We start from the raw sequence: 3,444 nt of genomic DNA, 5'->3' as shown, positions 1-3,444 counted from the left end.
GCTCAGGCTCTCGGCCTGCTCGATCTCGCCCTGGGCTCGCCGCAGGCGCTCCTGGTGCCCGCGAAGCTGGACCTGGCCCGGCTGGGCGAGGGCCGATGCCCCGGTTCCGCCGGTGTTGCAGGGGCTGGTCCGCTCCCGGGCCCGGCGGGCCGCCGCCACGGGTGGTGCGGCGGCCCCGGACACGCTGCGGCAGCGGATCGCCCCGCATGACGAGGCCACGCAGCTGGACATCCTCCTCACGTACATCCGCGGGCAGGTCGCCGCGGTCCTCGGCCACGGTTCGCCGGACGCCATCGACGCCGACAGCGGGTTCCTGGAGATGGGGCTCGACTCGCTCACCACCGTCGAGTTCCGCAACAACCTCAACCACGCCACCGGTCTCCGGCTGCCGCCGACCACCCTGTTCGACTACCCCACGCCGGTTCAGCTGGCCTCCATGCTGCGTGCCGAACTGGCGCCGGTCCGGGCTCCCGACGAGGTCCCGCAGGCGCTGGTGGCCGAGTTGGACCGGCTGGAGAGCAGTCTGCGGACCGCCGTCCCCGGTGTTCGTACGGCGGTGGCCGCGCGCATGCAGGCCCTCCTGCTGAAGCTGGACGGCCCGGGCCCGGAGGGCGCAGACCCGGAGCAGCCGGGGGCGGAGGGCGTGACGATCGAGTCCGCGACGGACGACGAGATCTTCGACTTCATCGACAACGAGCTGGGGCTCTCGTGACTTCCTCCCCCCGCCTAGCGGCGGGGGGTTCCAGCGGTCGCCCGCTGGGGTTCCTGCTTCACCGACGAACCGCCCCGTCCGGGAGGACTCCCGTTGAGGTCTTACACCGCCTCCACAGGCAGACACCGCCAGCCCGGCGGCCAAACTGTTGCGCGCCGCCTTCACGTCGCGGTCATGCACGGCGCCGCAGACGCACGTCCACTCCCGGACGTTCACCGGCAGCTTCTCGCGAACCGTGCCGCAGGCCCCGCACAACTCGCTGCTGGGGAACCATCGGTCGACCGTCACGAGTTCACGCCCGTACCAGGCGCACTTGTACTCCAGCATGGACCGCAGTTCCGTCCACGACGCGTCACTGATGGCGTGCGCGAGCTTGCCGTTCTTCAGCAGGTTGCGGACGGTGAGGTCCTCGATCACGCGGTCGCGGCCCGGCTCGGTCACGGGAGACGGTCACCGTCGTCGGTTCCGCCCCCTCTGGGAGGGAACGCGACCCAGCGCCTTGTTGTACACGAGACGGACACAGCCTGGAAGCGATTCGCCCTCCCCTGCCCTGCTCCGCAGGAGCTTCGTTTCCTCCCCGACCTGAAGGCCGGAGTACCCACGAAGGAATGCCGATGAACGAGGACAAGCTGCGCGACTATCTGAAGCGGGTGACCGCCGACCTCCAGCGCACCCGTCAGCGGCTGGCCGAGGCGGAGTCACGGAGCCGCGAGCCGATCGCGGTCGTGGGCATGGCCTGCCGGTTCCCCGGCGCGGCCACCACGCCCGAGGGGCTGTGGGAGCTGGTGTCCGAGGGGCGTGACGCGGTGGGGCCGTTCCCCGACAACCGCGGCTGGGACCTGGAGGGCCTGTACGACCCGGACCCCAACGTCACCGGGAAGACCTACGCCCGCCAGGGCGGCTTCCTCTACGACGCCGACCGCTTCGACCCCGAGTTCTTCGGCATCAGCCCCCGCGAGGCCCTCGCGCTCGACCCCCAGCAGCGGCTGCTCCTCGAAACCAGCTGGGAGTGCGTGGAGAGCGCCGGGCTGTCCCTCGGCGAGCTGCGCGGCAGCCGTACGGGGGTGTTCAGCGGGGTGTCCGGGCACGAGTACGCCTCGCTCATCCACCGCGGCCCGGAGGATGTCGAGGGCCATCTGCTGACGGGTACCACCCTCAGCGTGGCGTCCGGGCGGATCGCGTACACGCTCGGTCTGGAGGGCCCGGCGGTCACCGTGGACACCGCGTGCTCCTCCTCGCTGGTGGCGCTCCACATGGCCTGCCAGTCACTGCGCAACGACGAGTCGACCATGGCGCTGGCCGGTGGCGCCGCGGTGATGCCGACACCGGGCATGTTCGTGGAGTTCAGCCGACAGCGCGGGCTGGCGCCCGACGGACGGTGCAAGTCGTTCGCGGCCGCCGCCGACGGCACCACGTGGGCCGAGGGCGCGGGCACGATCCTGCTCGAACGGCTCTCGGACGCCCAGGCCAACGGACATCCCATCCTGGCCGTCATCCGGGGCTCGGCGGTCAACCAGGACGGCAAGAGCAGCCAGTTGAGCGCACCCAACGGCCCCGCTCAGCAGCGGGTCATCCACGCCGCCCTCGCGAGCGCCGGGCTGACGCCGGACCAGGTGGACGCGGTGGAGGGCCACGGCACGGGCACCACCCTCGGCGACCCCATCGAGGCACAAGCCCTCCTCGCCACGTACGGACAGAACCGCGACGAACCCCTGTGGCTGGGCTCCTTCAAGTCCAACATCGGCCACGCCCAGGCCGCAGCGGGCATCGGTGGCGTCATCAAGATGATCCAGGCCATGCGCCACGCCACCCTGCCCCAAACCCTCCACGTCGACCAGCCCAGCCCCCACATCGACTGGACCACCGGCAACGTCCAACTCCTCACCGAGGCCCGGCCCTGGCCCGAGACCGACCACCCCCGCCGCGCCGCCATCTCCTCCTTCGGCATCAGCGGCACCAACGCCCACCTCATCCTCGAACAAGCCCCCACCACACCCGCACCCACCCAACCCGCCACCACCACCGTCCCCTGGCTGCTCTCCGCCAAGACCGAACAAGCCCTCCGCGACCAAGCCCAACGACTCCTCGACCACACCACCGAACACCCCACCCTCCACCCCACCGACATCGCCCACACCCTCGCCACCACCCGCACCACCTTCGACCACCACGCCGCCGTCGTCGGTGCCACGCGCGACGAACTCCTCGCCCAGCTCCACCCCCTGGTCCAGGACCCTGCCCTCGCCGTTCTCCCTGCCCGGCCCCGCACCAAGAAGGTCGCTTTCCTCTTCACCGGCCAGGGCGCCCAGCACGCGGGCATGGGCCGCGGGCTCTACGACGCCTACCCCACCTTCCGCGACGCGTTCGATACGGTCTGCGCGACCCTCGGCCGCCATCTCGGCGCCGAACGCCCGCTCAAGGACGTCGTCTTCGCGGACGACCCCACCCTTCTGCACCAGACCCGCTACACCCAGCCCGGCCTGTTCGCGCTCCAGACCGCCCTCACCCGGCTCCTCACCGAGGACTTCGGCATCACGCCCAGCCATCTCATCGGCCACTCCATCGGTGAGATCGCCGCCGCCCACATCGCCGGGATCCTCACCCTGGACGACGCCTGCCGCCTGGTCGCCGCCCGCGGCACCCTCATGCAGGCGCTGCCGGCCGGCGGTGCCATGATCGCCGTCGAGGCGACCGAGGACGAGGTCACCCCGTACCTCACCGAACGCGTCGGC

Annotated in this window: 2 protein-coding genes and 1 pseudogene; 2 read left to right on the top strand and 1 reads right to left on the bottom strand. The window is 71.4% G+C overall.

The window, feature by feature from the left end; all coding sequences use genetic code 11:
- Positions 1-712, top strand: a 712-nt coding sequence (locus SSOG_RS54360) for a phosphopantetheine-binding protein (protein ID WP_245606480.1), incomplete at its 5' end; no start/stop codon positions are given.
- Positions 713-726: 14 nt separating this feature from the next.
- Here SSOG_RS54360 and SSOG_RS49745 read toward each other — a convergent pair.
- Positions 727-1,129 (bottom strand): annotated as a pseudogene (locus SSOG_RS49745) (RNA-guided endonuclease TnpB family protein); the annotation flags it as partial.
- A gap of 197 nt (positions 1,130-1,326) precedes the next feature.
- Between SSOG_RS49745 and SSOG_RS39685 the strand changes: the two are divergent.
- Positions 1,327-3,444 (top strand): type I polyketide synthase (locus SSOG_RS39685; RefSeq protein ID WP_039939797.1); only part of this gene is annotated, 2,118 nt, incomplete at its 3' end.

It is taken from the genome of Streptomyces himastatinicus ATCC 53653 (assembly GCF_000158915.1).
Classification (GTDB): Bacteria; Actinomycetota; Actinomycetes; order Streptomycetales; family Streptomycetaceae; genus Streptomyces; species Streptomyces himastatinicus.
This window is presented reverse-complemented; position numbering and strand designations above follow the sequence as displayed.